This is a genomic window from Aerococcus sp. L_32, from assembly GCF_050689315.1.
The window spans coordinates 1-984 of the sequence record NZ_JBOEQF010000652.1; the positions used below are offsets into that span (position 1 = coordinate 1).

Sequence of the window (984 nt, forward strand, 5' to 3'; positions counted from 1 at the left end):
CGGAGTGTCATGATGGTGGTTATACCCTGTATAACCGAGTCTAGCTCTATCTACTCCTAGCGTGATGAAGTTCGCTAGGAGTGGAATATATCCATAAGTCTTATGAATAAATCAAGGCCAATTCATTTAGGTGAAAAATTGGTTCGGCATATGTGTTGTTTAACCAACAGGTGTTTGGTAGCATATATGCTTTTTTATTTTCTAAAGTGGTTGAGGCTAGGGCTCAACCGCTTTTTTGCTCTTTAGTGCGACGTTTGTCGGCAGGGCTTTGGGAAATCTCAAAAATTGATGTTCTCATTTTCCTATACTATCGATATAATATATGTATTATAATTCGTAAATTGTCTCGAGCAATGAAAATTGCGTGCTTGGCAATTTAGAGAGGCGAGGGTAATGAAGAAAAACTACTTTACACAGTTTGATACAATTCGATTCTTAGCGATGTTGGGTATTATTTTATACCACTATCTAACCCACCGTGTTTCTGGTGGTTTTTTAGGGGTAGATCTTTTTCTCGTACTTTCGGGGTATTTAGTGACTAGTCAAATGGAGAGTAAATATGAAGCAGATATCCAGGAATCTTATTTTAAGAAAACCTGGGGTCGCATACGTAAAATTTGGTGGCCTATGGTCATTATTACAATGGTGGGGCTGACTTATTTACTACTATTTAGGCAACAGTTATTGGTCAATATCGGCATTAATCTAACCACATCCTTGTTATTTGTCAATAATTGGCAGCAAATATTATCTGGATCATCCTATTTTGCGAATATGCTACACCCGTCGCTAACAACACATTACTGGTATATTGCCGTTTATATGCAATTTATGGTGATATGGCCCTTATTCTTTAATGCTAGTCGACGTTATACTAAAACTAAATGGCAATCAGGAGTGGTCATGCTTGGTGCCGCGGTTTTGTCAGGAATTTTGATGGCGATGATCTTCACACCTGGTGAAGACCCGTCACGAGTTTACTAC

The 984-nt window shown here is 38.4% G+C and carries 1 protein-coding gene; it reads left to right on the forward strand.

The window, feature by feature from the left end; all coding sequences use genetic code 11:
- Positions 1-393 precede the first annotated feature (393 nt).
- On the forward strand, positions 394-984 hold a 591-nt coding region (locus tag ACRCJ0_RS15465; protein ID WP_431391078.1), incomplete at its 3' end, for an acyltransferase family protein.